The 25999-nt window shown below is 68.3% G+C and carries 27 protein-coding genes, 1 tRNA gene and 1 pseudogene; 19 read left to right on the plus strand and 10 right to left on the minus strand.

Translation table 11 applies throughout. The annotated features are described in order from the left end of the window. Nucleotides 1–17: 17 nt before the first annotated feature. Complete coding sequence (locus ACQVDU_RS02265) at nt 18–887, minus strand: NYN domain-containing protein (protein ID WP_292712270.1); 870 nt, start codon at nt 885–887, stop codon at nt 18–20. A 144-nt stretch (nt 888–1031) separates the two neighbouring features. On the opposite strand from ACQVDU_RS02265, the gene ACQVDU_RS02270 reads away from it, so the two are divergent. The 3 genes from ACQVDU_RS02270 to ACQVDU_RS02280 are packed head-to-tail and all read left to right on the plus strand — an operon-like array spanning nt 1032 to nt 2652. Further along, nucleotides 1032–1625 (plus strand): sulfite oxidase-like oxidoreductase, encoded by a 594-nt coding sequence (locus ACQVDU_RS02270; protein WP_363497286.1) that lies wholly within the window; start codon nt 1032–1034, stop codon nt 1623–1625. Next, nucleotides 1622–2347, plus strand: a complete 726-nt coding sequence (locus ACQVDU_RS02275; protein WP_292712273.1) for an FAD-binding oxidoreductase — start codon at nt 1622–1624, stop codon at nt 2345–2347. Before ACQVDU_RS02270 ends, ACQVDU_RS02275 begins: the two co-directional genes overlap by 4 nt. Then, nucleotides 2344–2652, plus strand: a complete 309-nt coding sequence (locus ACQVDU_RS02280) for a DUF6510 family protein (RefSeq protein ID WP_292712275.1) — start codon at nt 2344–2346, stop codon at nt 2650–2652. Before ACQVDU_RS02275 ends, ACQVDU_RS02280 begins: the two co-directional genes overlap by 4 nt. A 16-nt stretch (nt 2653–2668) precedes the next feature. On the opposite strand, the gene ACQVDU_RS02285 is transcribed toward ACQVDU_RS02280, so the two are convergent. Together ACQVDU_RS02285 and ACQVDU_RS02290 are read right to left on the minus strand one after the other, a co-directional pair. Further along, nucleotides 2669–4708, minus strand: a complete 2040-nt coding sequence (locus ACQVDU_RS02285; RefSeq protein WP_292712277.1) for an ArnT family glycosyltransferase — start codon at nt 4706–4708, stop codon at nt 2669–2671. 118 nt (nt 4709–4826) lie between these two features. After that, on the minus strand, nt 4827–5465 hold the full coding sequence (locus ACQVDU_RS02290) for an MBL fold metallo-hydrolase (protein ID WP_292712279.1): 639 nt from the start codon (nt 5463–5465) through the stop codon (nt 4827–4829). A gap of 106 nt (nt 5466–5571) precedes the next feature. Between ACQVDU_RS02290 and ACQVDU_RS02295 the strand changes: the two genes are divergently transcribed. Next, a tRNA-Glu gene (locus ACQVDU_RS02295) sits at nt 5572–5647 on the plus strand. Between the two features lie 61 nt (nt 5648–5708). Here ACQVDU_RS02295 and ACQVDU_RS02300 read toward each other — a convergent pair. After that, the gene (locus tag ACQVDU_RS02300; RefSeq protein ID WP_195691679.1) at nt 5709–6836 is read right to left on the minus strand and encodes a site-specific integrase; all 1128 of its coding nucleotides are present in this window, start codon (nt 6834–6836) and stop codon (nt 5709–5711) included. Nucleotides 6837–6845: 9 nt separating this feature from the next. Then, entirely contained in the window at nt 6846–7058 is a 213-nt protein-coding gene (locus ACQVDU_RS02305) for a helix-turn-helix transcriptional regulator (RefSeq protein WP_195691678.1), read from the minus strand. Nucleotides 7059–7178: 120 nt separating this feature from the next. Between ACQVDU_RS02305 and ACQVDU_RS02310 the strand changes: the two genes are divergently transcribed. Further along, nucleotides 7179–7880, plus strand: coding sequence for a hypothetical protein (locus tag ACQVDU_RS02310; protein WP_195691677.1), 702 nt, complete (start codon nt 7179–7181; stop codon nt 7878–7880). 40 nt (nt 7881–7920) lie between these two features. Here the strand turns inward: ACQVDU_RS02310 and mobF are convergent, their stop codons facing one another. Next, complete coding sequence (gene mobF / locus ACQVDU_RS02315) at nt 7921–11340, minus strand: MobF family relaxase (RefSeq protein ID WP_228178104.1); 3420 nt, start codon at nt 11338–11340, stop codon at nt 7921–7923. A 301-nt stretch (nt 11341–11641) separates the two neighbouring features. On the opposite strand from mobF, the gene ACQVDU_RS02320 reads away from it, so the two are divergent. Continuing rightward, nucleotides 11642–12604: an IS481 family transposase gene (locus ACQVDU_RS02320; protein WP_195691676.1), complete on the plus strand. Its 963-nt coding sequence runs from the start codon at nt 11642–11644 to the stop codon at nt 12602–12604. A 10-nt stretch (nt 12605–12614) separates the two neighbouring features. Beyond that, the gene (locus ACQVDU_RS02325) at nt 12615–12932 is read left to right on the plus strand and encodes a hypothetical protein (protein WP_195691675.1); all 318 of its coding nucleotides are present in this window, start codon (nt 12615–12617) and stop codon (nt 12930–12932) included. On the opposite strand, the pseudogene ACQVDU_RS02330 reads toward ACQVDU_RS02325, so the two are convergent. The 3 genes and pseudogenes from ACQVDU_RS02330 to ACQVDU_RS02340 form a co-directional block, all read right to left on the minus strand. After that, nucleotides 12929–13090, minus strand: a pseudogene (locus ACQVDU_RS02330) (gamma carbonic anhydrase family protein); the annotation flags it as partial. The gene ACQVDU_RS02325 and the pseudogene ACQVDU_RS02330 overlap by 4 nt on opposite strands. Further along, nucleotides 13023–13544, minus strand: coding sequence for a histidine phosphatase family protein (locus ACQVDU_RS02335; protein WP_443476177.1), 522 nt, complete (start codon nt 13542–13544; stop codon nt 13023–13025). The pseudogene ACQVDU_RS02330 and the gene ACQVDU_RS02335, both read right to left, overlap by 68 nt. Then, nucleotides 13430–13813 carry a histidine phosphatase family protein gene (locus ACQVDU_RS02340; RefSeq protein WP_267189647.1) on the minus strand — a complete coding sequence of 128 codons (384 nt, stop codon included), beginning with the start codon at nt 13811–13813 and terminating at the stop codon, nt 13430–13432. Before ACQVDU_RS02340 ends, ACQVDU_RS02335 begins: the two co-directional genes overlap by 115 nt. A gap of 114 nt (nt 13814–13927) precedes the next feature. Between ACQVDU_RS02340 and ACQVDU_RS02345 the strand changes: the two genes are divergently transcribed. The 12 genes from ACQVDU_RS02345 (at nt 13928) to ACQVDU_RS02400 (ending at nt 25457) form a co-directional block, all read left to right on the plus strand. Beyond that, nucleotides 13928–14974, plus strand: coding sequence for an ABC transporter substrate-binding protein (locus ACQVDU_RS02345; RefSeq protein ID WP_443476178.1), 1047 nt, complete (start codon nt 13928–13930; stop codon nt 14972–14974). Beyond that, nucleotides 14971–15753: an ABC transporter permease gene (locus tag ACQVDU_RS02350; protein WP_195691673.1), complete on the plus strand. Its 783-nt coding sequence runs from the start codon at nt 14971–14973 to the stop codon at nt 15751–15753. The genes ACQVDU_RS02345 and ACQVDU_RS02350 overlap by 4 nt, the downstream gene beginning before the upstream one ends. Beyond that, complete coding sequence (locus ACQVDU_RS02355) at nt 15750–16541, plus strand: ABC transporter permease (RefSeq protein WP_195691672.1); 792 nt, start codon at nt 15750–15752, stop codon at nt 16539–16541. Before ACQVDU_RS02350 ends, ACQVDU_RS02355 begins: the two co-directional genes overlap by 4 nt. Nucleotides 16542–16543: 2 nt before the next feature. After that, nucleotides 16544–17572 (plus strand): adenosine deaminase, encoded by a 1029-nt coding sequence (gene add / locus ACQVDU_RS02360; RefSeq protein ID WP_228178106.1) that lies wholly within the window; start codon nt 16544–16546, stop codon nt 17570–17572. Beyond that, nucleotides 17569–18981 carry an amidohydrolase family protein gene (locus ACQVDU_RS02365; protein ID WP_195691670.1) on the plus strand — a complete coding sequence of 471 codons (1413 nt, stop codon included), beginning with the start codon at nt 17569–17571 and terminating at the stop codon, nt 18979–18981. The genes add and ACQVDU_RS02365 overlap by 4 nt, the downstream gene beginning before the upstream one ends. Next, nucleotides 18978–19793: an ABC transporter ATP-binding protein gene (locus ACQVDU_RS02370; RefSeq protein ID WP_228178107.1), complete on the plus strand. Its 816-nt coding sequence runs from the start codon at nt 18978–18980 to the stop codon at nt 19791–19793. Before ACQVDU_RS02365 ends, ACQVDU_RS02370 begins: the two co-directional genes overlap by 4 nt. Before the next feature lie 49 nt (nt 19794–19842). Continuing rightward, on the plus strand, nt 19843–20484 hold the full coding sequence (locus tag ACQVDU_RS02375; protein ID WP_195691669.1) for a GntR family transcriptional regulator: 642 nt from the start codon (nt 19843–19845) through the stop codon (nt 20482–20484). Between the two features lie 79 nt (nt 20485–20563). After that, on the plus strand, nt 20564–21289 hold the full coding sequence (gene biuH, locus ACQVDU_RS02380) for a biuret amidohydrolase (RefSeq protein WP_195691668.1): 726 nt from the start codon (nt 20564–20566) through the stop codon (nt 21287–21289). Beyond that, nucleotides 21289–22308 carry a ring-opening amidohydrolase gene (locus ACQVDU_RS02385; RefSeq protein WP_195691667.1) on the plus strand — a complete coding sequence of 340 codons (1020 nt, stop codon included), beginning with the start codon at nt 21289–21291 and terminating at the stop codon, nt 22306–22308. The genes biuH (ACQVDU_RS02380) and ACQVDU_RS02385 overlap by 1 nt, the downstream gene beginning before the upstream one ends. Further along, complete coding sequence (gene biuH, locus ACQVDU_RS02390; RefSeq protein ID WP_228178108.1) at nt 22305–23009, plus strand: biuret amidohydrolase; 705 nt, start codon at nt 22305–22307, stop codon at nt 23007–23009. The genes ACQVDU_RS02385 and biuH (ACQVDU_RS02390) overlap by 4 nt, the downstream gene beginning before the upstream one ends. Beyond that, nucleotides 23006–24772, plus strand: coding sequence for an allophanate hydrolase (atzF, locus tag ACQVDU_RS02395; RefSeq protein WP_286932984.1), 1767 nt, complete (start codon nt 23006–23008; stop codon nt 24770–24772). Before biuH (ACQVDU_RS02390) ends, atzF begins: the two co-directional genes overlap by 4 nt. Continuing rightward, the gene (locus tag ACQVDU_RS02400) at nt 24762–25457 is read left to right on the plus strand and encodes an alpha/beta fold hydrolase (protein WP_195691666.1); all 696 of its coding nucleotides are present in this window, start codon (nt 24762–24764) and stop codon (nt 25455–25457) included. The genes atzF and ACQVDU_RS02400 overlap by 11 nt, the downstream gene beginning before the upstream one ends. A 15-nt stretch (nt 25458–25472) precedes the next feature. Here the strand turns inward: ACQVDU_RS02400 and ACQVDU_RS02405 are convergent, their stop codons facing one another. Beyond that, on the minus strand, nt 25473–25991 hold the full coding sequence (locus ACQVDU_RS02405) for a gamma carbonic anhydrase family protein (RefSeq protein WP_228178109.1): 519 nt from the start codon (nt 25989–25991) through the stop codon (nt 25473–25475). Between the last annotated feature and the right edge of the window lie 8 nt (nt 25992–25999).

Here is a 25999-nt window from a genome sequence, read left to right on the forward strand (position 1 = left end):
TGGGGCCAGCCTGGTGCTCAGCGCGTCCCGGCGGCAAGCCGGATCTGCACGATGTTCTCGGTTTCGTCGATCTCGGCGACCTTGGGGTGGGCCTTGATGAAGTCTGTGAAGCTCCGGAACCCCAAGGCTCGCTCGCTGAAGCCCGGATCGAGCCGCGTGATGAGACTCTTCACCACATTCGCGTGCTGCCACTCGGTGCCTTCGCGGTCGCCCTCGAGCCGCAGGGCGCGCTCGAGCAATTCGGCGCCGGGATCTGCGGCCTTCTTGCGGCTGCGGCGGGTCTTGGCGGCGACGGCGGTCTCGGCATCCTTGACGGGCTCCCGTTCAATCCCGGGCAGGGCATCGTAGGTGTCGAACCGGTCGCAGGCCGCGGCGAGCGACCTCGCGCTGGAGCCAGCCACCCCGACGCCCACGACGAACCGGCCGAGGCGCTTGCAGCGCTGCGCGAGCGGCACGTAATCGGAGTCGCCCGCCACGATCACGACGTGCGAGAGGTCGGGAAGGCGAAACATGTCTTCGACGGCATCTACGGCGAGTCGGATGTCGGCGCCGTTCTTCGCATAGGCAGCAGCGGGAAACAGCTGCACGAGATCGACGGCGCGCGCGACGAGCTGGGTGCGGTACTCCGCGTTCACGGGAGATGACCAGTCGGCGTAGGCCCTCGTGAGCACGAGAGTGCCGAAGGATGCCGCATAGTCGATGATCGCGCCGAGATCCACTGTTGCGGCGGCGAGGCGTTCGGCGATCTCGGGCTCGGTCGGGTCCGCCGCGATGCGTTGCCGGTCCCTGCCGTAGGCGTTGCGGCCATGCACCGTGTCATACCAAGACATCACGATGTTGTCGAAGTCCAGATACACCGCCACGCGCGGGTCGGTTCTCTCAGCCATGCTCACTCCTCGTGGGTCCACGGGCGTCCGCCTGCTTCCTCCTGAGCCTATCCTCGACATCTGTCGCCCCCGAGGGCCGCGCTGTTTCGCCGACTCCGCGTGATCCGTAAGATGCGAGCATCGGTGGTGGATCGGAGGATGCTCATGGCGCCTGTTTCCCGCGGATTCGGCGCTCGTCGGCGTGAAACGAACGACAGGCTGCCACCGGGGCAGTATCTGACGACGGACTTCCCGGTGCTCTCGGCAGGGCCGACACCGCGCCTCGACACGGTCGAGTGGCGTTTTGCGATCCGCGACGAGCGGGGCGAGTCTCGGTCCTGGACCTGGGACGAGTTCCACGCACTGCCGTTCGAAGACATCCACACCGACATCCACTGCGTGACACGGTGGTCGAAGCTCGACACCAGGTGGCGGGGCGTCTCGGTCGACACACTCATGGCGGGCATCGAGACGGATGCCGAGGCCGCGATGGCGCACTGCTACGGCGGGTACACAACCAACGTGCCGATCGCAGATCTTCTCGGCGGCAAGGCGTGGGTCGTCACGGAGTTCGACGGCGCGCCGATCGACCCCGAGCACGGCGGTCCGGCGCGGTTGCTGGTGCCGCACCTCTACTTCTGGAAGAGCGCCAAATGGGTCCGCGGACTGTCGCTCCTGCGCCGCGACGAACCGGGTTTCTGGGAGCAAAACGGCTACAACATGCACGGCGACCCCTGGCGCGAGGAACGGTATTGGTGAGCGTCGGAGCCTGGCTGGCAGCATCCGTGCTGGAGGTTCGCCCCGCCGCGTTGGGGGCCCGCGCTCTCGTCCTTGACGTTCCGGACTGGCCGGGGAACCTGCCAGGGCAGCATCTCGATCTTCGCCTGACTGCCGAGGACGGTTATCAGGCGGTGCGGTCGTACTCGATCGCATCGTTCGGTTCGGGCACAGCCGTCGAGCTCGGCGTCGATGAAGTCGAGGACGGGGAGGTTTCCCCCTACCTCGTCGAAGACGTGCGCGTCGGTGATCAGATGGAGGTGAAGGGTCCCCTCGGTCAGTACTTCGTCTGGGACGCCACCGACCCCTCGCCGGTGCAACTGATCGCCGGTGGATCAGGAATTGTGCCACTGATCGCCATGGTGCGCGCGCACGTGGCTGCAGACGCCACAGCGTCGTTGCGTCTCGTTTACTCCGTGAAGGATGCCGATCGGGCGATGTACCGAGACGAGCTGCTCGTGCTCGATGCGCCCCGGATCTCGACGACCTGGGCTTACACGCGCGAAGCTCCGCGCGACTGGGCGGGAACCGTCGGTCGCCTCAGCGCTACCGTGCTCGCCGAGGCCTTGCACCCGGCATCCGTCGACCCCGTCAGTTTCGTCTGTGGGCCGACACCGTTCGTGGAGTTCGTCGCCGAAACACTTGTCGCGCTGGGATATCGACCCGAGCGCATCCGCACCGAGAGGTTCGGGGGAGAATCATGAGCCTCGCCACACATCCGCTGCCAGAGCCGCCCGCAACGCCGCGGCCCAGCATGGTCGACGGAAACGCGCTCATCGGCATCCTCGAAGAGGCCTTCGGTGCTGCTACCGCGACGCTCGCTCTTACCTGCGGGTCGTGCGCCGATGCCTCAGCGCTTTCCGATTCAGCGGTCGAGCTGGCGCCGACGTCTGCGATCGTGCGGTGCCGGTGCTGCACGCATACGATCCTGACCCTGCGCTGGAGCGAACACGAGCTCGTGATCGACGGGGCGAGTGGGCAGATCACGGTGCAGCGCGGGTCGCGCTGACCGCGGCGCGTCCCCCCTACGGCGCACAGTCGTAGACCACGCCGGGGGCATCGGTCACCGTCTCGCACGTCGCCTCCACCCACTGTCGGATCTGCGCCGAGGTGGTCGAGGTTCCGCCGGAAGGAGTGCTTGCGCCCTGCCCTGCCATTCCGGTTCCCAGCACATACCGGAGGCTTCCGTCGGCGATGAGTGCCTGGAACTCGTCGAGCGTGGGCACAGCGTCGTTTCCATTGAAGCCACCGATCGGCAGAACCGATCCGCCATCCGTGGCGAGGATGATGCCGGCGGCGCTTTGAGCTCCGAAGGTCGCGACGAGGTAGTCGGTGTCACCCTGGTTCTCCTGCAGCCAGGCGACGAGGTCACTGGATGCCGCGCCACCTCGACCAGTCGAGCTTCCCGATGCGGCGCCCGTTGCTTGTCCGGATGTCGCTGGCCCCTGTCCCGCGCCAGGTCCTGATCCCTGTCCGGGAGGGTTGCCTCCCTGTCCTGGTGCACCGCCCTGCGCCGGTGCGCCCCCCTGACCCGGCCCGCCGCCCTGCCCGCCGGGGCCGACGCCGTTCTGTTCGCCCGGGCCGCCCTGTCCGCCCGGGCCGCCCGCGCCGCCCATATCCGAAACGCCTCCGGCAACGGGGTTGATGTCGCTGGGATTTGCGATGGTCACCACCGACCAGACCGCAGGAGTGAGTACCAGCGCGATCGCCGCGACCAGCGCCGTGATCCAGCGCGGGACCGACCATCCGCTGCCACCGGTGCGCTTGTGCTCGGCGAACAGCAACACGATTGCGAGGGCGCCGATCGCCGCTTGGACCACCGAAACCACGGTGGAATAGCCGGGGTACCAGAGCGAAATCAGCACCGCTGTCACGCCGGCCATCGCGATGAGCGAGACCTGTGGCCACAGGATGCCGCGACGCCGCGCAACCCCGAACGCGAGCCCGACGAGCAATGCAGCCGGCACCGCGAGCGCGGCGGTGTAGAACTGGTGCATTCCATCGACGGCAGAGAACATTGCCGCGAAGACGACGAGCCAGGCGCCGAGGAAGACCGTGACCGGACGCGAGAAGCGCAGCATCCAGAGCGCGACCGCAGCAAAGAGCGCTGCCGGCAGAAGCCACGCGATCTGACTGGCGAGCTGTTCGGTGAACAACCGGACCGCGCTCGGATCGCCGGAAAAGGGCGGACTGAACGAGAGGTACTCGGATGATTCGGCTGTCGCCGAGAAGCGTCCGAGCCCGTTGTAGCCGAACACCATCTCCCACGGATTGTTGCTCAGCGTGCTGCCGATGTATGGGCGGGAGTCAGCGGGAATGAGGGAGACGATGACGATCCACGTCAGGGATGTCGCGATGCTTAGCGCCCCAGCGACAGCGATGTGCCAGATGCGCCGCGCGATGGGCTGAGCGGTGACCAGATACGCCAACGCAAGTGCCGGCCACACCGCCCACGCGACGAGCATGTACATCTGAAAAGCGAGTGCAATGAACAGGCCCGTCGTGATGAGCCAGCCGAGGCTTCGCTGGGTAAGCGCGCGTGACGCGGCCCACGCGACGAGGGCGAGGCTCAGCACGAAGAACGTTTCTGGCTGATTAGAGCGTGACACGGCGATGAGGATCGGTGTCGTGGCTGCCACCGCGCCGGCGATGAGCCCCGCCGTGGGTGATACGACTCGTCGCCCGGTGAACGCCACGACGACAACCGTCGCTACGGCGGCCAGCGCATTGGGCAGGACTACCGTCCACGTCGAGTACCCGAGGGCCGCGACGAAGAGCGCCGGTACCCAGAACGAACCGGGAATCTTGTCAAGAGTGACTGTGCCGGCCGGATCGAACGCGCCGAAGAAGAAGTTTGCCGGATTCTGAGCCATCGAGACCGCGATGGCAGCGTAGTACTGCGATTCGGATGCCGAATCGATCGCCCAGATCGTGAGCAGCGCGGTTGCAAGGGCGAGCCCTGCGACACCGATCGCGAAACCGGACGCGCGGGGCTTGCGCAGAGGGCGGCTGGGTTCGGTCGCGGCGGCTGGTGCCGGTGGCAGGGGGTGCGCGTCGATGACCATGCCCCGACGGTAGGGATCGCCGTGAGGTGCGACCTTTCGGAACCCTATGCGGATTCTATGTGTGGCAGACGATGCGCCACGATCGCCGGGGAGCGAGAGGTGACTGAGAGAGGGTTCCTCAAATGTCGACCGAGGCTCCGGCATCCAGATCGAGGAACTCGCCGCCACCCTGCTCCGTCGCCCATCGCAGCCGCTGACGCCCCATTGTTCGTCCGATGACCGAGAGGGTCATGTCGTGAGTGCCGAAGCACATTCGTGGAGCGACGGCGAGGACGAAGTCCATGGCCTCTCCGATCTTCAACCACGGTGCGCCGACCGGGGCTGCCAGGAGCTTCACGTCCCGTCCTTCCGGCACGTCGTACGAGTCGCCCGGGTAGTAGAGACGGTCATTCACCAGCACGCCGACGTTGTCGACGACGGGCATCGATTCGTGGATGACGGCATGGCGTCCGCCGAAGAACTCGAGCTCAAACGGGCCCACCGTCATCCTGTCGCCGGGCGATACGACCGTGACATCGAACCCGGCGGCGGCATCGGCCAGCCCCTGCGGGCCGATGATCTGCGCCTTCGGGGCGTTGCTGAGGATGCGGCGCAGGTGCTCCGGGGTCCAGTGGTCGGGATGCTCATGCGTGAGAACGATGGCCACGACATCACCGTCATCCGGGAGGGGATCGGTGAACGATCCCGGGTCGACGACCAGCGTCTTGCCGGAGTCGCGGATCGTGAGGGCAGCGTGCTCGTGCTTCGTGACTCGCATACCCCGAGTCAACCCTCGCGAGAGGGCTCGGGGCAACCCCGCTGCCGTGTCCGCGTCGATTTGGCCGGCCGTTCGCATGCATGGCATAATCGAACGGTTGTCTTGCGGCCCCATCGTATAGCGGCCTAGTACGCCGCCCTCTCACGGCGGTAACGCGGGTTCGAATCCCGCTGGGGTCACCAACAAGAAGACCCCCGGTCAGCCGGGGGTTTTCTTGTTCCTGCCGAAAGGCTCGAACGGGCGCTATGCCGCTTTTGGCAACAGATTGGCAACATCTGATTGCATGGCCGCGAGGTTCAGCGCCGTGGCAACACCGTCCAGGTCGTCATCGAACAGGTCGGCGTACACGTCGAGGGTCACCGCGGCCGAGGCGTGCCCGAGCATCCGCTGGACGGCCTTCACGTTCGCGCCGGCGCTGACGGCGAGCGAGGCAGCGGTGTGCCGCAGCTCGTGCGGGGTGAGGCCCTTGATCCCGACCGCCTCGGCCGCGGTGTCGAACCAGCCGACCCGGTAGACGTGGTTGCGAAGCCAGGTGCCGGTGCGGATGCCGTAGAACACCGGGGCGTAGGCCGGGCGCCCGGCGATCTGCGCGCGGAGCAGCCCGACGAGGAACGCCGGGATCGGGATACTGCGGTGCTCGTAGTCCTTCGGCGGCTCGATGCGCTGGTAGCCCTTGTCGGCCACGACGGTCTGCTCGACGGTGAGGCGCGGGTGCTTCGCGTCGAGGTCGAGGTCACGGATGCGGAGCCCGGACAGCTCGCCCCAGCGCAGGCCGCAGTAGGCGAGCACGAGGACGACGAGGCCGTAGCCGTACTCGCGCCCATCCTTCATCTCGTCAATGGCCTGGGCGAGCGCGGCGACCTGATTGTGGGACAGATACCGCTTGCGGGACTTGGTGGGCTTGGGGAGTTTGAGCCGGGCGGCGGGGTTGGACGGCAGGCGCTCGTCCTCGACCGCGAATCGGAGCGAACCGGAGAGGACGTTGACGATCTTGCGGACGGTCGCCGGGGCACCGGGGAGGGCCGAGGCCCACTCCTGCACCCGCAGGCGGGTGAGGTCGCCGATCGGGATCTTCCCCAACTCGGGGACGATGTGCTTGGCGATGATGTTCTCGACCCGGCTGCGGGTCGTCGCCCGGAGGTCGCCGCGGGCGGCGATCCAGGTCTGGAGCCATTCGGCCACGGTCACCCGCGCACGCGACGGGTCGAGGTAGCGGCCCTGGGCGATGTCGACCTCCGTGGTCGCCAGGAACAGCTCGGCGGCCTTCTTGGTGGTGAAGCCGCGCTTCTGCGTCTGCTTCTTGTCCGGGCGTCGGTAGAGCGCCCGGTAGCGACGGCCCTTGGCCGTGTCGTAGGACTCGATGCTTCCCATGACTGGCTCCTACTGCTCCAGCCCCGCGAGGCGCTGCACGTCGATGCGGCGGTAGACGCGCTTGTGCCGGGTGAGCCGAATCGGCTCCACCGGGGCCTGGCCCTCCAGGGCGAGGGTGCGCAGGGTCGTGCGGTGGATGCCGAGCAGCGCCGCTGTCTCCTCCTCGGAGTAGAACAGGCGCTCGGGCTCCCGAGCGTCGAGGGGCGATGCGCTCTGACCCATCACGGCCTCCTTCGCATCTACGATCACAGCCGCGATTGCTGCTGTCGTCTTAGATTAGACCACAACACGCCAATCACAGCAAGAGTTTTAGTTGCTCGTGTCGCTCGGTACACTCGGGATGTGACCGCAGCCCCGCGCAGACCCGGCGATCAGTCCTATGACGGCCTGATCGTCTCGGCCGACCTGCCGGACGGCTGGCATCTGCCGAGCCGGTTCCCCGGCGAGCGCGACGACGACGCCAGCGCGCAGATCGACGCGATCCTGGGCTACAACGATCAGGTGACGACCGAGGCCGACCGGCAGGCGCAGCTCGACTCGGAGCAGAACGAGACGATCGACGGCCGCTGGCGCTACATCGAGCACACAGCCACGGCGACCCGCGTGTTCATCCGGCTCCAGCGCCAGCAGTTCGCCGTGCCCGAGGAGGTGCGCATCACCGGCGTCGTCTACCTCCCGTGGCGGCCGGGCGATCCCGTGTCCAGCCAAGACCTCCGCACCCTGCCGACCGCGCGCATCGAGGCGGCGATCAACGAGCGCCTGTTCGCCATGAAGCGCACGGTGACCATCACCGGCGGGAAGATCGTGCTGCCCTCCGGCCGGAAGATCAGCGAGCGGGATCTGCTCAAGCCGCTCGGGAACCCGAAGCGCACGCCCGACTTCTACGAGCTGGTCGCCCTCCAGTACGGCAAGCTCTCGGCGCAGGGGGACGCGGCGCCTGCTGTCACGATGGCGAAGATCAACGGCGTCGCCCACGCCACCGCGCAGGGCTGGCTCGTGCGCACCCGCTCGCGCGGACTGCTCCCGCCGGGCCGCCGCGGGTAGTCGTCGGGGGAGCGGCGCGCACTTGCCCCCGAGCGCGTCGCTACAGGCTCGGCCCGAAGTCGGGTCCGCTGCTCGGGCTCGGACGGTGCTGGTCGCGGGTGAAGTCGTGCAGCTCTGCGGCACGCCGCGCCAGGGCCTCGGCTGCGACGCGCTCGGCCTCGGCTCGGGCCTCGACCTGGGCTGCGGCCTCGGCGACCGGCAGGGCTTCCAGCTCCGCGAGCTGGCGTCGCAGCGCCTCGGCCTGCTGCTGGGCGCTCTCGGCCTGGCGGCGCGGGCTGCCGGTGCTGTACGGCTTGCTGAACAGCCGCGTGTGCAGCATGGCCCGCTGCCGCTCCTGCCGGTCCCCGGCACGGCGCTGCTCCTGCCGGGCCTGCGCGTGCGTGCGCATGGCGTCGGCCAGCCGCGGGTCGGCCTCGGCCTGTTGCTCGGCCGCCGCCTGCGCCCACGCCGGCGCCTGCTCCGGCGTACGCGGGATCGAGCCCCACCGCTGCCGGGTCAGGTGCTCGGCCTCGTGGCGCTGGCGCTCGGCCTCGGTCAGCGCCCGGTCGGCGCTCCGACGCCTCAGCGCCCCGGCACGGCTCCTGGCGGCGATCGCCGTCTCGTGGCGCTCCCTGACCGCGAGGACCGCGGCGGCGTCCGTGCCGGCCTGCTCGACCAGCGGCGGGACGGCCTCGGCCCGTGCCGCCTCGACCTGCTGGGCGGCGGCCTCGACCTCGGCCAGCAGCGCCTCGGCCTCGACGCGGTGCGCGGCCGACTGGCGCTCCATCGCCTCGGCCGCCTCCGCCCACCGTGCCGCCTGGCGCTCGGCCTGCTCGATGCTCTGCCGCAGTCGGGTGCGCTCGGCGTTCACGACGCGCACCGGCCCGTCCGCGACGATGCCCGCGACGGCGGCCTGCGCCCGCTCGGTGGCCTCGCGCAGTCCGCGGTCGGCGCGGTCCCGCTCGAGCGCGGCCTGGAACTGCTCGCGCGCGTCCCCGAGGTCCGCGGCGACGACGTGCAGCCTGTTCTCCTCCTGCCCGCGGGTGAGGCCGACGTAGACGCCGGCCGCGTCGAGCGCGTCCGACAGGACGGTGTGCGACGCGGGGGCAGTCATGCCCTGGACGCCGTAGGCGGTCGCGGCGTAGGCCAGGTGCGCGTGCTCGGCGACGTACTCGGCGGGCAGATGCACGGTGCGCTGCTGCTTCCGCTGGCTCGCGGCGTCCCGCACCCACAGGCTGCCGTCGCCGCTGACGTGCTGGACGATCCAGGTCTGCCGGTTCGCCACGCCCATCTCCGAGTCGTTGCGGCGGGTCTGGATGAGGTCGCCGGCGCCGATGCTCAGGCCGTCCGCGCCGTCGATGGTGCGGGCGTCGTCGACCGCGCCCGCGCGCACCCGGTCCTCTCGGATCAGAGTGTTCAGTTCGCGCGCCTCGTCGTTGGTCGCCGCGGTGATCGCGGCTCCGTCGATCCGCTCGGCGGCGACCGCGGCGCGCAGCGCCTCGGTGTCCTCGTGGAGCCGCACGAGTCCGAGCGCGTGGAGCCGGTCGAACAACTCGGCCGGGTCGCGGCCGGTCCGCAGGGCGAGGGTGAGCTGCGCGTAGTCGGGGTCCGCGAAGCGGTGCAGGCTCGTCAGCGAGTAGACGCGGGGGACGAGCGCGGCCGCGATGTCGAGCACCCCGCCGCGCCCCACGGCGGGGAGCTGCGCCCGGTCCCCGACGAGTGCGAGCGTCGCGCCGGCCTCGTCCGCGACGGTCAGCAGGGCGAGGGCGGTGTCCTGGTCGAGCATCCCCGCCTCGTCCACCACAACCCGCTCGGCGGCGGCCAGTCGGTTCTCCTTCGCCGGGCCGCGGTAGGTCGCGCCCGTCACCGGGTCCGTGTCGCCCACGGCCAGCCGGGTCCAGACACCATCGGCGTTCCACCGGAACCCGTGGTCGTAGACGAGTGCCGCTACCGAGTCGGTCGGCACGCCCAGCTCGGCGGCGGCGACGTCGGCGGCCTTCTTCGTCGGGGTCACCACCCGCACCGAACGACCCTCCTGTCCGGCGGCGCGGATCGCAGCACCGAGCATGGTCGTCTTGCCCGCGCCCGCCGCGCCCTCGACCACGACGAGCGGCCGGGTGGAGGCGAGCGCGGCGGCGGCGCGCGCCTGGTCCGCATCCAGCCCCGGCTCCTGCACGCGCGGGGTTGCGCCGTGCACCGGCCGGGTGGCGCGTGCAGCCAGTCGGTCGCGCAGCTCCGTCTCGACGGCCACTACGTGCAGCGTCGTGAGGTGCGCAACATGCTCCAGCCGTGGCGCATCCGGCGGCAGGATCGAGAGGCAGTCGTCCGCCGCGAGCCGGGTCGTGATGGTGATGAACTCGCGCAGCTCCTCGCGGGTGGCGCGCACACCGGCCTCGGTGACGATGTGCGCCACCTGCTCCTGCACGTCATGCACGGTCCATGCGGATGCAGCAGCCGCGCAGCGGTCGAGCGCACGGGAGGCGACCTGTTGCACGGCCAGCTCGTCCAGCGTGCGCAGGGGTTGCACGGTGGCGCGCGGCAGGTCCGGGGTGTAGCCAGCCTCCTGCAACTCGCGCAACCAGCCGGCCTCGGAGCCGAGCACGCTGGGCTTCTTGCTCGGCCGCTCATGATCCCACGCCTTCGCGTGCAACCTGGCGCGCACCACCGGCCCCGTCTCCTGGCCGGGATGCGCGGCCTCCCACTCGGCCTCGAACTTGGCGAGGTTGCGCGCCACCTGCTGCCCGCGCTTGGACATGACCGCTTTCCACGGCACCAGCTCCGCGACCTCCCCGGTCACCGGGTCAAGGGTGAGACCGTGCGCGTCGAGCACCGCGGCGAGCTGCGGGTGCGCGGCGATGACCGCCGTGCCGAGGGCGCGGATCGCGCCCTGCTGCCGGAACAGCGCCGCGGTGTAGAGCCCGCGCCAGCGACCGGCCGCCCACACGCGCGTCCCGATCTGGAAGTGGATATGCCGGTGCGGGTCGCCCGCACGGGAGGTCTTGTGCGACACGGCCACGGTTTCGAGCTGCTCGATCGGCACGACCTCCTGCTTCCCGCGCGCGCCGACGCGGGTGACCGAGTGCTGGCCGAGCCAGGACCGGATCTCCGCAACCGCGTCCCGCTGGGCGGCGTCCAGGGCCTCGGACACCTCCGGGTGCAGGCCGGCGGCGACCGACAGGGACTTCGGGACGTTCACGACCATCTCCATGAACCGGGGCGACCCCCGGCCACCCTCGCCCCGCAGCCGGGGTCGGCCCATCGACTCCCCGGTGAGCGGGTTGATCCAGCCAACCCACTGGCGGTACTCCTCGGCGGTCAGCCCGAGCTCGCCGATCACTCGGCCCTCGGCGTCGACCGCCGTGAACTCGGCCAGGGCGGTCCCCGCCTCCAGGTAATACTCGTCCGCCCGCGCGCGGTCGGACTCCAGATAGCGCAGGGCATCCGAGCCTGTGCCCCGGAACGGGATCACGCCACCTTTCATGCCTTCGCCTCCTACCTAAGATAACAGCTACCATATCAGGTAGGATACGTCCATTCTTGTGAAGAAGTCAGAAATGAGCGAGTCCGGGGTCCGGTTGGCGGATCAGCGAACGTCAGAGGGTCAAGAGTTGGGGAGAGTGGACAGTGGTGAGGATCTCAGAGAGATGTGCCTGCATGCGGTGATAACTGCTGGGCCGCGACCTAGGTGTAGCGACCCGGGACGTTGTGTGCGTCGCGGGTAGGTGAAGACCTCCGGGACGATGTGGGTATCTGACAACTCGCATCGGTGACCGGAGGTCTTCGTGGTTCACGCTAATGCTCATTTGACGCCGAGGGGGCGGCTTCGGCTTGCTCGTGCGGTCGTTGTCGGCGGCTGGTCGCTCGCCCGGGCTGGGGAACGGTTCCAGTGTTCGCAGGCGACGGCGAAGAAGTGGGCCGATCGATACCGGGCGGGTCAGCCGATGACTGATCGCAGTTCCCGTCCGTATCGATCGCCGACCCAGCTTGACCGTCGCACGGAGCGGCGGATCGTCGCGATCCGCTTCAACCGGCGGTGGGGTGCTCGGCGGATCGCCTGGCATCTGGGGTTGAACCCGGCGACCGTGGGTCGGGTGCTTGCCCGCTATCGGATGCCGCGGCTGTCGCATCTGGACCGCAACACCGGGCTGCCCGTTCGGAAGCCGAAACCGATCCGGTACGAGGCGGCCGCGCCGGGCGATATCGTGCATGTCGATATCAAGAAACTGGGTCGGATCCCTGACGGTGGCGGCCACCGGATGCTCGGCCGTCACGCCGGACGCCGCAACCGCCGCGCCGGGACCGGCTACTCGTTCCTGCACCACGCGGTCGATGACTGCACCCGCCTGGCCTACTCCGAAGAGCTCGACGACGAACAGAAGGACACCGCCGCCGGGTTCTGGATCCGCGCCCGCGCTCACTTCGCCGAAGCCGGCCTCACCGTCAAAGCCGTCATGACCGACAACGGCTCCTGCTACCGCTCCCACGACTTCGCCGCGGCCCTCGGCGAGGGAGTCCGGCACATCCGCACCCGCCCCTACCGGCCACAGACGAACGGGAAAGTGGAGAGATTCAACCGCACCCTCGCCGCCGAGTGGGCCTACGCATCGACCTACCTCTCGAACGCGGCAAGATCAGCCACCTACGCCGACTGGCTCGAGGAATACAATCACCGACGACCCCACACCGCCCTCGGAGGCCACACCCCCACCTGCCGCCTTCACAACCTCACGGGTCGCTACACCTAGGGTGGTCGCCATGAGTGACAGCGACGTCTACGTCAGCCCCACCCGCGTCCCTGCCGGCATCGCCCTCCTGCTCGCCGTGCTTGGCACCGCCGCCATGTACGCCGGCTTCGTGCTCGGGGTTCCCGCCGCCCTCGACGGCAGCGGCAGCGGAGCGGGTGGATTCATCGTGCTGTTCCTCGCCGGAGCCGCGCTCGTGCTGGCGGCGCTGGTGATCTCGATCGTCTGCCTCGTGCGCGGTCTCGCGCGCGGCATCGCGATCCTGGCGCTGGTCGTCGCGCTGGTGCCGGTCGTCGGCGTCGTGATCCTGCGGATCGCGGCGGTGTCCTAACCCGCGGCGTCCTGACCCTCCGCCGCCTTGTACACCTTCGACCGCGGCACATAGCGCGCGGAGTTGCCGAGCAACCCCGCGACCTCCTCGTCAGTGAGCTCGCGGCGCACCTTGCCCGGGATGCCCGCGACGAGCGACTGCGGCGGCACGATCGTGCCCCTCGAGCACCACCACCTCGCGTGCCGTGGCAGACCACGAGCACCGCCTTGCCGGGAAGTCGGTGGCGATGCGGGTCAGGGCCACGACCCCGTGCACAGCGACGGAGTCGAGCGACGCTGCGTCCGGATACTCCCGGTCGGGCCAGCGCGCGATCGCGGCGGCGGCCGAGGTGCCCTCCAGCTCGCCGTAGTCGCGTTCGGCGAGCTTCGGATACGCGGTGCCGAACGGGGTGTTCAGCCCTTCCGCGATGATGCGGGCCGTCTCGCGGGCGCGCAGGAGCGGGAAGTTCACGACCGCATCCACGGCAGTGAGCGCAGGGTCATCGGGGTATCCGCCACCTATCGGTGTCCGGTGTTGTTGAGCCGGATGTCGCTCGATCCCTGGATGAGTCCCTCGGCGTTCCAGTCGGCCTGACAATGCCGGATGAACGCGACGATCATGACGTGAAGGCACCGATCACGCCGACCACGGGTCCAGACCGCCCCGGAGCCCACGACGACGAGCCTCACGGGCGCCACCAGCAGGAGGAACCGCGCCCGGTGGGCGAGGCGCCACGGCAGCACGCCCAGGTATCGCCGCGCGAATTCCCGGATCGCGGGGGTCGTCGATCGTCGGCGTTGTGATCCTGAGGATCGCAGCGACCGCCTGACTTCGGGGTGCTCGCCGAACGCTTCAGTGCCGGGAACGGCGCCGGTGACCCGCCCCTGCGGGCGGCGCAGCATCTTTTACACGCTGGAAATGTTCAGGCCATGCCCGCGCAACGACAGCCAGCGAGCATGGATCGTATACAAAACGCGAGAGATCGCGTCATGATTGCCGCGAGAATTGAGAGGCTTATGAAGACTTCAAGCCACCGCGATAGGCGTCTCGCCTGGGCGGGTGCGACCATGGTGGGGATGCTGACGATCGCCGGTTGTGCGGCGGAGCCATCGACCGAGGAAGAGTCCCTTCCGGTCGTGGCGACACAGCTGAACTGGGTCACCAACGTGGAGTTCGCCGGAATGTGGATCGCCGAGAGCGAGGGCTACTACGCGGAGGAGGGCATCGTCGCCGAATGGCTGCCGGGCGGCCCCAACGTCTCCAACACCGTTCAGATCGTCGCATCCGGTGACGCACCGATCGGACTCGATACGAACTTCACCTCGTTCATCGACGCCGTGTCGGAGGGAGCCGACGTGGTGCTCGTCGGTGCTGTCTACCAGGAGAGCCCATTGGCAATCCTGTCGCTCTCCGAGAACCCGATCAACTCGGTCGAGGACATGATCGGCAAGCGCATCGGAAGCCCCCAGGCGCAGCAGCGTGAACTGGATGCCATCTTCACCATCAACGGGCTAGAGCCGGATTACGAGTTCGTGCCGATCGGCTACGACGTGCAAGCGCTCGTGAACGGAGACGTCGACGGGATCACCGCCTTCGCCACCAACCAGGGACTCATCCTCGAAGAGCAGGGTGTGGACTACACCAGCGTGTCGTGGCAGGACCTGGGTCTGGATGTCTACTCCAACATGATCTTCGTCGACCGCACCTACCTGGAAGAGAACCGCGACCTGGTTGTCGCCTGGTTGCGGGCTACCGTGAAGGGCTGGGAGAAGAACGCCGACGACCCCGAAGTGGCCGCGCAGCTCGCGGTCGACGTGTGGGGAGCCGACCTGGGACTCTCGCTGAGCCAGCAGATCAAGGAGAACATCAATCAGATCCCGATGACGACGAGCGATCTCACCGCGGAGTCGGGTCTGTTGCGGATCTCGGCGGAGGACATCGAGCAGAAGATGTACCCGATCCTGCGGGCTGCGGGCATGACCGATCTTCCTGATGTCGCGACTTACGTTGACGAATCGCTGCTCGACGAGGTCTTCGGCGGATCGGCAACCCTGCTCCGATGACTGTGCAGGACCTCGGTCCGGTCGGCACGGCGACGCGGTCCCGAAAGACCATCGAGATCGTGATCGGCGTGCTCCTCTTCGCCTCGGCGTGGGAGATCATCGGCCGGACCGGGGTCCTCTCCACCTCCTGGCCACCCCTCACCGACGTGTTGTGGGTGATCGTCGATCCCGCGCGTGCGCCGAGGTTGTGGGGGGCGCTCGGGGTGACCGTCCAGGAGGGGCTTCTCGGCGGCGTGATCGGAATCAGCGCCGCGGTGGCGACCGCGGTGCTCTCCCGCCTGATGCCGGTCACGCGTCGCCCGGCGGAGCGCTTCGCGGTTCTCGTCGAGGCGGTTCCGGTCGTCGCCCTCGGCCCGCTGCTCATGGTCCTTCTGCCCCGCGCCGTCGTGCCCGCGGCGCTGGCGGCGACAGCGGCCTACTTCGCTGCCTTTGTCGTCATCTGCTCCGCGCTGTGGACCCGACGGGCGGCGCAGGAGGACCTGTTTGCCGTACTGGGTGCCCGGCGGATCGCGGTGCTCGCGCAGCTGGAAGCGCCCGCGGCGCTCCCAGCGGTGTTCGCGGCTCTTCAGCTGGCGATTCCCGCGGCCCTGTTGGGGGCGGTGATCGGCGAGTGGTTCGGCTCCGCCCGGGGCATCGGGCCCCTGCTGATCAACTCGATGCAGAACTACGACATCCCGTTGCTGTGGGCGGCGGGGGTCCTGACCGCAGTGCCCGCCAGCATCGTCTACGGCGGCGCTGCGTCACTCGCCCGGCGGAGCGCGGCGAGGTTCGGGCTGTGAACGCGCGCGTGACGGCTATCGGGCGAGCGGTCGCCCGGTTCGCCTGGGACAACGTGGCGGTCGTGGCGATCGTCGCCGCGTGGGCGCTGTGGGTCGTGATCGGGCAGGTCAACCGGGTCGTCATGCCCTCCCCGGCGAGTGTTCTCGCCGACCTGGTCGGACATCCGGATGCGTATCTTCCCGACCTCACGGTGAGCGCCGGGCTGGCCGCGACGGGTCTCGTCCTGGGACAACTGCTTGGCATCGGACTCGCCATCGCGGCCCATCTCTCAGGAGTCGTGCGTGCGGCGGTGCGGCCCGCGGTGCTGATCGTCCGCGCTGTTCCCATGGTGGCGATGGTTCCGATCTTCGCGCGGATTGTCGGTTACGGAACGCCGACCGTGCTGGTCGTCGCCACACTGGTCGCGTATTTTCCAGCGTTCGTCCTGGTGTCGCGCGGTCTGGCCTCCGCCTCGCGCAGCAAGCAGGACCTGCTGACGGTGCTGGGAGCCTCGAGATGGACGAGGTTCCGGCGGCTCGATCTCCCGGCCGCGGTCCCTTCGCTCTTGGAGGCGTTCCGGCTCTCTGCGGTCGGGTCGGTGGTCGGGGTGCTGCTCGCCGAGTTCGTCGTCGGGTCGTCGGGTCTCGGGCAGCTCTTCGTGGTGTCGCGGGTCTCCTACGACATGTCGCGATCCTGGGGTGCCGCCATCGTCGCCACAGTGCTCTCTCTCGCATTCTTCGGGCTGGCTTCGGCCGTGACGCGGTGGCTCGAAGCGGCTTATCACGACGGCAGTAATGGGAAGGGATGATCGTGAACGACAACATCGACGAGGCTTGGGTACGGACGGTACCCAAAGCCGAGGTCCACGTGCACCTGGACGGATGCATCGACCGGGAGGAGCTGATGCGACTGGCCGGCAAGTACGGGGTGCCCCTTCGCCGACCGGCCGAGCAGCTCTTCGATTTCGACGGACTCACCGAATTTCTCCAGTTCCTCGACTGGGGTGCGTCGCTGGTCAGGACCGCCGACGACGCGGCATCCGTCGCCTATCGGTTCGCCCAGAGGCAGGCGGCCAGCGGCATCCGCTACACCGACGTGATCATCAACCCGACCCACTGGGAGGCCTGGCGCGGAAATATCGCGGGACTCGTCGACGCCCTCGACGCCGGATGGCGAGAGGCGGAACAGGACGGACTCCCGTCGACTGGCCTGTGCCTGAGCTTGTTGCGCCAGCAATCCGCCGCTGAGGCCGATGAACTGCTGGATTGGATGCTGGAGCGGGACCATCCGCGGGTGGTCGCCCTGTCGATCGACGGCGACGAAGCGGTTGCCGGGCGTGTGTCCGCAAGGTTCGCCGACACTTTCCGCCGCGCGGCATCCCGTGGCATTTACCGGACCGTTCACGCAGGGGAGTCCAGTGGTCCCGAGGGTGTCCGCGATGCGATCGACCTCCTGATGGCCGATCGTATCGATCACGGCTTCCGCGCGATCGAGGAACCGGCGCTGGTCGCCGAGATCGCCGACCGAGGCATCCCGCTCGGCATCTGCCCGGGGTCGAACGTCGCTCTTGGATTTACCGAGAGCCGGGCCGCGCATCCAGTCGAGGAGTTGCGGCAAGCCGGGGTGCGGATCAGCCTCAACACCGACGACGGCACTGCCCTGGGATCGATTCTCGACCAGGAGTACGCCGCGACCGCGCGGGCGTTCGGCTGGCAGCGCGATGACCTTCTCGCCATCGCGCGAACATCGATCGAGTCGGCCTTCTGCGACGATGACCGTCGTAGCGCGCTGCTCGCGGAGCTCGATGCGGTGGCAGCCGGCGAGGAGGCGCGGGCATGAGCGCGGTGGCGATCGTTGACGCGCGAGTGCTGACGATGGACGATGAGCGCCGCGACCTCGAGCGGGCGACCGTGTTGGTCGAGGACGGCGAGATCGTCGCAGTGGGATCGAACGTCGAGATTCCCGTCGGCTCGCGGGTGATCGAGGCGGCGGGGCGCGCGGTGATCCCGGGACTCGTGAACGCGCACACCCATGTGCCGCAGATCCTGCTTCGCGGCGGCTACTCCCACGATCGGCCACTCTACGAGTGGCTCTACAACGTGCTGTACCCGGGCCTGAGCGTGTACGAGAACGACGACATCCGGTGCGCGACCTTGCTGTTCGCGACGGAGGCGTTGATGAACGGTGTGACGACGATCGTTGACAACGAGGATGCTGGAACGCGTTCCATGGTCTCCACCGCGGCGAGCACTGTCGAGGCCCTCGTCGAGAGCGGCATCCGCGCTGTATACGCTCGCATGTTCGCCGACCAGCCTGCGCCGGGTTTCGAGGATTATCTCGGCGCGGTCCGTGCGAAGGCCCCGGACGTTCCGGACAGCGACATCTTCGTCGACACCGATCGCGTCTTGGCCGACCTCGATGAGATCGTGCGGAGGTACGACAGGGCCGGTGAGGGTCGGATCCGAGTGTGGCCGTCGCCGGCGATCCCCGGAATCGTCTCCCGACGCGCCCTGCAGCGGAGCCGACAGATCGCGCGCGAGCGCGGAACCATGTGGACGATGCACGTCGCCGAGGACGAGCGGGAGCGCGTGCAGCACATGATGGGCGCGGTCGAGTATCTCGACAGCGTCGGTGCGCTCGATGAGAGGTTGCTCGCGGCGCACTGCATCGACGTCTCCGATCGTGAGATCCGGTTGCTCGCAGAATCGGGCACCCGGGTATCGACGCAGCCGGCGAGCAACGCCTTTCTAGGCGCCGGGGTCGCGCCGGTTCCGCGAATGCTCCGGGCGGGCATCCCGATGGGGATCGGCACGGACGATGCGAACTGCTCGGATGCGGTCGATCTCTTCGGTTCGATGAAGCTCCTGGCGCTCCTGCACCGCGCGGTGAGTCGTGACCCGGGGGCGATCAGTCCGCAGCGGGTCGTGGAAATGGCAACGATCGAGGGAGCGCGGGTTCTGGGTATGGATGACCTGATCGGATCGATCGAGGTCGGCAAGCGCGCCGACCTCGTCATCCTTGATCTGGAGGAGCCGCGGATGACGCCCGCGGCCGACTTGTACGCGGCGCTCGTATTCTTGCAACCCACGGTCGCGGTACGTACCGTGATAGTCGACGGTCGGGTCGTCGTCGAACGCGGCGTTCCTACCTTCCTTGGCGCTGACGGCGACCTCGCGGCCCTGGTGCGGGAGGCCTCGGAGCGTTCCCGCGGCATCGCGGACCGCGCACGACTCCAGGTGGGCCGATGAACGCCGGCGCGCCTCTCGGGCGCAGCGTGCGGGTCGAGGCGGTCTCGAAGTCGTTCCGGCTGAAGCGCGGAGCGTCGGTCCAGGCGATCAAGCGGGTAGACCTGGAGATCGCCGAGGGGGAGTTCGTCGCGCTCATCGGCCCGTCGGGCTCGGGGAAGTCGACGATCTTGCGGATGATTGCCGGACTTGACGAGCCGACTTCGGGGTCCGTGACGATCGCCGGTGAGCATCCGCGAGTCCTCGCGCGCGATCATCGCCTGGGTGTCGCGTTCCAGGACCACGCACTGCTGCCGTGGTTGACGGTGCGCAAGAACATTGAGCTCCCTTTCCGAGTCGCGGGCCGTGACGTCGATCGGCACCAGGTAGATGATCTGATCGACTTGGTCGGACTCCGGGGCTTCGCCGATGCGCGCCCGTCCCAGCTTTCCGGCGGGATGCGTCAACGAGTCTCGATCGCGCGGGCTCTGGCTCTGGATCCCTCCGTTCTGCTTCTGGACGAGCCGTTCGGAGCGCTCGACGCGGTGACGCGACGACGACTCAATGTGGAGCTGCAGGCGGTGTGGACGCGGTTGCGCATCACGACGCTCCTCGTCACGCACAGCGTCGAGGAGGCGGTGTTCCTCGCCGACCGAGTCGTCGTGCTGAGCGCCAGACCGGCGCAGGTCGCCGATGTCGTCGAAGTGGGGTTCGAGCGACCCCGTGAGCCGGATCTGCTGCGGGATGATCGCTTGCATCGCATCGTCGACGGGCTGAACGCGCGACTGGACGCGACGGAGGCGGAATCGTCCGCAAGCGGGGGAGCATCCAGCTGAGGCGACCGGAACTCGGCATCTGGCGGGGTTGGTCCCTAGAGTGAGGAGCATGGCTTCTCGTGCTGGGCTTCCCCTGCGCGACGTGATTGCCGCCGCGATCCGGGGACGGATCATCGATGGCTCGTACGTTCCCGGCAGCCGGCTTCGCGAGGAGGAGATTGCTTCCGATTTCGACGTCTCCCGAGTACCCGTGCGCGAGGCCTTTCAGGTGCTGGAGCAGCAGCGCTTTCTCGAGTTGCGCAAATACAAGGGTGCAATAGTCGCCCAGCCCGAGTCATCGGGCACCCGCGAGCTCATCGCGATCCGCGCCGAACTCGAGGCGATGGCGGCGCGGCTTGCCGCGGCTGCCCACGGAGGGGCGATGGCACGCGAACTTCGATCTCTTACAGAAGAGGGCAGCACCCTCGACCCGGTGACCGAACCCGAGCGCCATTCGGAGCTGGTGGAGCGATTCCACGACACGGTGGCGATTGCTTCCGGAAATCGAGAACTCGTCGAGATGCTGAGGACGCTGCGCAGCCGCCTCAGTTGGATATTCGGAGCGGAGCTGGCTGCGCGCGCTGCCGGGTCGTGGGATGAGCATCGCGACATCTGCGCGTCGATTCTCGGCGGCGAGGAGGCCGCGGCTCATCTCATGCGCGAGCACGTCCTCGGCGACCTTGCGTTCTTCGACGAGCTCATCCGTCGCTGAGGTTTAACACGGCGGTAACACTCCGACGCCGGCCCTCTCCGGTAGGTCGTATACGATCGAGGTGAGCAAGGGAGTCATAGTGACCACGACAACACCGCAGGCGATCCAGGCGGATCCCTATGCCTGGCCGTGGCACGGTCAACTCGATCTCACGCGCACGGCTCTGCTCTGCATCGACTGGCAGGTCGACTTCTGCGGCAGCGGTGGATTCATTGATTCGCTGGGCTATGACATCAGCCTGACCCGTGCGGCGATAGAACCCACCCAAAGAGTGCTTGGGCGGGCGCGCGAACTCGGGCTGACGGTGATCCACACGCGAGAAGGGCACCGCCCCGATCTCTCTGATCTGCCCGACACCAAGAGGTGGCGTTCCGCCAGTCAGGGGGTCGAGATCGGGTCCGTCGGGCCTCTGGGACGCGTGCTGATTCGAGGCGAGGCTGGGTGGGAGATCATCCCCGAGTTGGCCCCGCTTGCGGGTGAGACGGTCATCGACAAGCCCGGCAAAGGTGCGTTCTACGCCACCGACCTCGAGCACATTCTGCGCATGGCGGGGATTACCGATCTGCTGATTACGGGGTTGACCACCGATGTCTGCGTGTCGACCACAATCAGGGAGGCCAACGATCGCGGGTTCGAGGTACTCGTGCTGTCGGATTGCACGGCCGCGACCGATCGCGCCCGGCACTTGCAGACGATCGAGATCCTCACGATGCAGGGCGGCTTGTTCGCGGCTGTCGCTTCATCGGACTCCGTCCTCGCCGCGCTGGGTGCGGAATCGCTCCCGGCCGACGACCGGACGCGCTGATGTATGTCGATCTGACGGTCGTGCCGGTTGCTGCCCCCGACGACGCCCCGGTCGACAGGGTGTTCGGGCGAAGGGTCCTTGCCGTCATCGGAAAGACGGAGGGGAACGGCGGCGTTAACGACTTCAGCCGGGCTCTCGCGACTCGCGCCTGGACCGAGGGGCTCTCGGAACCGGCGTTGACCGTCATGTCGGGCGGCACTGAGGGAGTCCTCAGCCCGCATGTCACCGTGGTTTCGGAGGGTTCGACATCAGGCAACGGGCGACTTGCGGCGGGGTTCGCGCAGACCCCTCGGTTATCTGTCGAAGGGCTCGGGCGCCGAGAGCAGGTCGACGCGGTCGCTGCGGCGACGCTCGAAGCGTGCCGCAACGGAGGCTTTGATCCACGCAACGCCCACATGGTGCTCGTGAAATGCCCTTTGCTGACGACCGAGCAGATCGTGTCAGCGAGAGGCGGGGCCGTGACGGATGATCCCTACCTATCGATGGCGCGATCCCGAGCGGCTAGCTCGCTGGGCGTCGCGCTCGCGTGCGGAGAGATCGGCGGAGTCGAAGCGGACCAAGGCCTCGCAGGCGATCCTTCTGTCTGGTCGGCGGTCGCTTCGGCTTCCGCCGGTATCGAGCTCGACCGGTGCCTCGTGCTGGCGTTCGGGTCTCGACTCGACCCCGGCGGACAGCTGAACGCTGAGACGGTGGTCATGCACGACGCGATCGACGTGGAGGAGATCGTCGCGCTCCGCGATCGCATCCGAGCCGCCGGCGGCACCATCGTGCAGGTCTTCGCGAAGGCCGAGGCGAGTCCGGACGGGCGGATCCGAGGGTTACGGCACACGATGCTCACCGACACCGACCTCTCGTCGACACGACACGCGCGCGCGGCCGTAGGAGGCCTTCTAGCGGGGGTGTTCGGGCGCACATCGATCTACGTCTCCGGAGGCGCCGAGAACCAAGGGCCACCTGGAGGAGGTCCGGTGACGGTGGTGTGGCAGGAACCCACGGGCGGAGGTGAGACGAGGCGATGACGAGCAGATTCGGGCCGGTAGCGGCCACACCGTACGCGTGGCCGTTCGACGGAACGTTCTCCGCCCAGTCGACCGCGCTCCTGTGTATCGACTGGCAGGTGGACTTCTGCGGGGTCGGTGGCTACGTCGACCGCATGGGGTACGACCTCACACTCACCCGACGCGGACTCGCGCCCACAGCGCGGATCCTCGGTTCCGCTCGCGCGGCAGGCCTCCAGGTGATCCATACTCGCGAGGGTCATCGGGCGGATCTCTCGGACTGCCCGCCCAACAAACTCTGGCGCTCGCAGCAGATCGGTGCCGAGATCGGGTCGTCAGGACCGGGAGGACGCATCCTCGTACGCGGGGAACCCGGGTGGCAGATTGTGCCCGAAGTGGCACCTCTCGTGGGCGAGATCGTCATCGACAAGCCTGGCAAGGGGGCGTTCTACGGAACCGATCTCGACGTGATCTTGCGCACTCGGGGGATCACTCATCTGATTCTGACGGGGATCACAACCGACGTCTGCGTGCACACGACGATGCGGGAGGCGAACGATCGCGGCTACGAGTGCCTTCTGCTCAGTGACTGCACAGGCGCCACCGATCACGGAAACTACGAGGCGGCGCTGAAGATGATCACCATGCAGGGGGGTGTTTTCGGTGCGGTCGCGGAGTCGTCGGCGCTGGATGACGCGTTCGGTAAGGGATCCGCGCGGTGATCTCTCCTCGCATGGAGATCGCCCGCCTCCACTCCGCGTACCGGCGGGGAACCTGCACACCTCGCGATGTGGCGGAGCGCACTCTGGCTGCGATCGATGCGCGAGGACGTGACGGAGTCTGGATCTCGGTCTCCGATCGACTCGTCCGAGATGCTGAAGCACTCGATCCTGCCGATCGCGATCGTCTTCCGCTCTGGGGCATCCCCTTCGCGGTCAAAGACAACATGGACGTCGAGGGGTGGGCGACGACGGCGGCGTGCCCGTCTTTCGCCTACAGCCCCCAGCAGTCGGCACCCGTGGTTCGCGACCTGATCGCGGCAGGCGCGATCCTCGTCGGCAAGACCAACCTGGACCAGTTCGCTACCGGTCTGAACGGTACCCGTTCTCCTTACGGGACGCCCTCCTCGGCCCACGATAGCTCCCTCATCTCCGGCGGGTCGTCATCAGGATCCGCGGTAGCTGTTGCGGCGGGCCTGGTTGCGTTTTCTCTGGCGACCGATACCGCGGGGTCCGGGCGCGTTCCCGCGGCGTTGAACGGGGTCGTCGGTCTCAAGCCGAGTGTGGGCCTTGTCAGCACTCGCGGTGTCGTGCCGGCGTGCCGGTCGCTCGATTGCGTTTCGGTGATGGCGAACTCGGTTGCCGACGCAGCCATCGTGGCTCAGGTGATCGCCGGCTTCGATGATCAGGACCCCTGGTCGCGCCCGCTCCCGGTTCCTTCCGCCCGGGTTGCTTCGGTCTCGCTCGCCGGAGTCCGCCTGGGCGTGCCTGAGGTTGTCGCCGGATGGGGCGAGCGTGGCGAGGAGGACGCGTGGAGTCGGGTCCGTGCCGACCTCGTCCGAGCCGGAGCCGAACTGGTTGAGATCGACTACACCCCGCTTCTCGAGGCAGGTCGTCACCTGTATGGCGGTGCGTGGCTTGCTGAGCGCGCGACCGCCGTCTCGGTCGCGCTCGAGGAGGACCGAGACGACGTCGACCCGGTCGTGCGCCAGATCTTGGCGGGCGCCGGTGCGATGTCGGCCGCACAGGTCTGGTCGAGTATGCACCGCGTGTGGGAGTTGCGGCGGGAGGCGGATGACATCCTCCGTTCGGTCGATGCTCTGCTCACTCCCACGGTGACGAAGACCTACACGGTCGAGCAGATGCGCGCTGACCCCGTCGAACTCAACGCGCAATTGGGTACCTACACGACCTTTACCAACCTGCTCGACATGTGCGCCATCGCGGTCCCGGCGGGGAGTACGGCGGCGCACGTCCCCTTCGGTGTCACCCTTCATGGGCCTTCCGGTGCCGACCAGGAACTCGCAGGGCTGGCGTCGGCGCTCGCGGATGCGGTCGACCAGGACTCGCTGATGGAGGTCGCCGTCGTCGGCGCCCATCTCGAGGGGTTCGGACTTCATCACCAAATCACCGATCGCGGCGGGCTCCTGAGCCGGCGCACGATGACCGCACCCCGGTACCGGCTCTACGCGCTCCCCGGCGACGAGCCGCGACGTCCCGGGCTGGTGACCGATCTACGAGAAGGCGCTCGTATCGAGGTCGAGGTCTATCGGCTTCCGACTGCTACCGTCGGGTCCTTTCTCCGCGGTGTGAGTGCACCGTTGGCGATCGGCACGCTCGAGCTCGACGACGGCACCGCCGTCCACGGATTCGTCTGCGATCCGACGGCGCTCGAGGGAGCGCGTGACATCACCGCGTACGGCGGGTGGCGCTCGTATATGGCCGCGGCGGCCGATGATCTCAACAGGGCGGCCGATGCCAGCTGACGACGTCCCGATCCTCGCGGTTCACGGGGTCGCGGCCTCACCTGCCGTCTGGGATCCTCTGAAGCGCTTGATTCCACAGCTCCGGGCGCTTCGTCGCCCGAAGACCGGTCGGTTGGAGGACGAGATCGAGTGGCTGGCCGAGTATGCGGCGGGCGCGGTCATCGTGGGGATGTCAGGCGGGGCAACCCTCGGTCTCGCGCTCGCGGGCATGGGTGCCGCGTGCCATGGATTCGTCCTCCATGAGCCGGCGGCGGGGAACCTGGTGCCGGACCTTCTCTCCCCGACCGCCGAGGCCTTTCGCCGTGGCGGGACGACAGCGGTGGGTAAGGCGCTCTATGGCAGGAGGTGGTCGGTCGACCTGCTCGATGACCACGGAGACGTCGACGCGACGACGGCGAAGGAGATCGCCATGTTCCGCAGCTTTCAGCCTCGACGTCGACCGGTCGGGGGACCCCGATGCGTGGTCACGACGGGGTCTCGGTCGGCTGCGCCCAGGCACCATGTTGCGAGAGAGCTGCGGCGGCTGGGCTACGAGACTCGCACCATCGAAGGCTCCCGGCACTTCGTCACATACGAGCAGCCCGCGAGGCTGGCCGCCCTGGTGCGCGAGGTCGCCGGATTGGATGCGCCCGGGCATCCGGGGATCGATGACGGAGGTTCGGGGTGGGCGAGGTTCTGGTGGTGACCTCGCGGCGGTCTTCTAGACCTCGGCCGCGCGGTAGATCTTCGACCGCGGCACATAGCGCGCGGAGTTGCCGAGCAGCCCGGCGACCTCCTCGTCGGTGAGCTCCCGCCGCACCTTGCCGGGGATGCCCGCGACGAGCGATCGCGGCGGAACGACGGTTCCCTCGAGCACCACCGCCCCCGCGGCGACGAGCGAGTTCGCGCCGATGACGGCGCCGTTCAGCACGGTCGCGTTCATGCCGATGAGGCATCCGTCTTCGACGACGCAGCCGTGCACGACGGCGGCGTGGCCGATGCTGACGTCGGCGCCGATGATCGTCGGGTTGCCCGCCTCGGTGTGGATCACCGCGTTGTCTTGGAGGTTGCTGCGTTCGCCGAGCACGATCTCGTCGATGTCGCCGCGCAGCACCGCGCCGAACCAGACGTTGGCATCTGCAGCGATGCGCACCTTGCCGATCACGGACGCGTTCGGGGCGACCCAGGCGTCGGCGGAGATGTCGGGCTCGTGCCCGTCGAAGGGGAGGATGACCGGCATTCCGCCAG

This window comes from Microbacterium sp. F2 (assembly GCF_052274505.1).
Taxonomy (GTDB): Bacteria; Actinomycetota; Actinomycetes; order Actinomycetales; family Microbacteriaceae; genus Microbacterium.

Excerpts from the sequence above, each read along its gene's own strand:
- ACQVDU_RS02265 (WP_292712270.1), bottom strand. The coding sequence starts at position 887 with ATGGCTGAGAGAACCGACCCGCGCGTGGCGGTGTATCTGGACTTCGAC.
- ACQVDU_RS02270 (WP_363497286.1), top strand. The coding sequence starts at position 1,032 with ATGGCGCCTGTTTCCCGCGGATTCGGCGCTCGTCGGCGTGAAACGAAC.
- ACQVDU_RS02280 (WP_292712275.1), top strand. The coding sequence starts at position 2,344 with ATGAGCCTCGCCACACATCCGCTGCCAGAGCCGCCCGCAACGCCGCGG.
- ACQVDU_RS02285 (WP_292712277.1), bottom strand. The coding sequence starts at position 4,708 with ATGGTCATCGACGCGCACCCCCTGCCACCGGCACCAGCCGCCGCGACC.
- ACQVDU_RS02290 (WP_292712279.1), bottom strand. The coding sequence starts at position 5,465 with ATGCGAGTCACGAAGCACGAGCACGCTGCCCTCACGATCCGCGACTCC.
- ACQVDU_RS02300 (WP_195691679.1), bottom strand. The coding sequence starts at position 6,836 with ATGGGAAGCATCGAGTCCTACGACACGGCCAAGGGCCGTCGCTACCGG.
- ACQVDU_RS02305 (WP_195691678.1), bottom strand. The coding sequence starts at position 7,058 with ATGGGTCAGAGCGCATCGCCCCTCGACGCTCGGGAGCCCGAGCGCCTG.
- mobF (WP_228178104.1), bottom strand. The coding sequence starts at position 11,340 with ATGAAAGGTGGCGTGATCCCGTTCCGGGGCACAGGCTCGGATGCCCTG.
- ACQVDU_RS02325 (WP_195691675.1), top strand. The coding sequence starts at position 12,615 with ATGAGTGACAGCGACGTCTACGTCAGCCCCACCCGCGTCCCTGCCGGC.
- ACQVDU_RS02340 (WP_267189647.1), bottom strand. The coding sequence starts at position 13,813 with ATGCTGCGCCGCCCGCAGGGGCGGGTCACCGGCGCCGTTCCCGGCACT.
- ACQVDU_RS02345 (WP_443476178.1), top strand. The coding sequence starts at position 13,928 with ATGAAGACTTCAAGCCACCGCGATAGGCGTCTCGCCTGGGCGGGTGCG.
- ACQVDU_RS02350 (WP_195691673.1), top strand. The coding sequence starts at position 14,971 with ATGACTGTGCAGGACCTCGGTCCGGTCGGCACGGCGACGCGGTCCCGA.
- ACQVDU_RS02365 (WP_195691670.1), top strand. The coding sequence starts at position 17,569 with ATGAGCGCGGTGGCGATCGTTGACGCGCGAGTGCTGACGATGGACGAT.
- ACQVDU_RS02370 (WP_228178107.1), top strand. The coding sequence starts at position 18,978 with ATGAACGCCGGCGCGCCTCTCGGGCGCAGCGTGCGGGTCGAGGCGGTC.
- ACQVDU_RS02375 (WP_195691669.1), top strand. The coding sequence starts at position 19,843 with ATGGCTTCTCGTGCTGGGCTTCCCCTGCGCGACGTGATTGCCGCCGCG.
- ACQVDU_RS02385 (WP_195691667.1), top strand. The coding sequence starts at position 21,289 with ATGTATGTCGATCTGACGGTCGTGCCGGTTGCTGCCCCCGACGACGCC.
- biuH (WP_228178108.1), top strand. The coding sequence starts at position 22,305 with ATGACGAGCAGATTCGGGCCGGTAGCGGCCACACCGTACGCGTGGCCG.
- ACQVDU_RS02400 (WP_195691666.1), top strand. The coding sequence starts at position 24,762 with ATGCCAGCTGACGACGTCCCGATCCTCGCGGTTCACGGGGTCGCGGCC.
- ACQVDU_RS02405 (WP_228178109.1), bottom strand. The coding sequence starts at position 25,991 with ATGCCGGTCATCCTCCCCTTCGACGGGCACGAGCCCGACATCTCCGCC.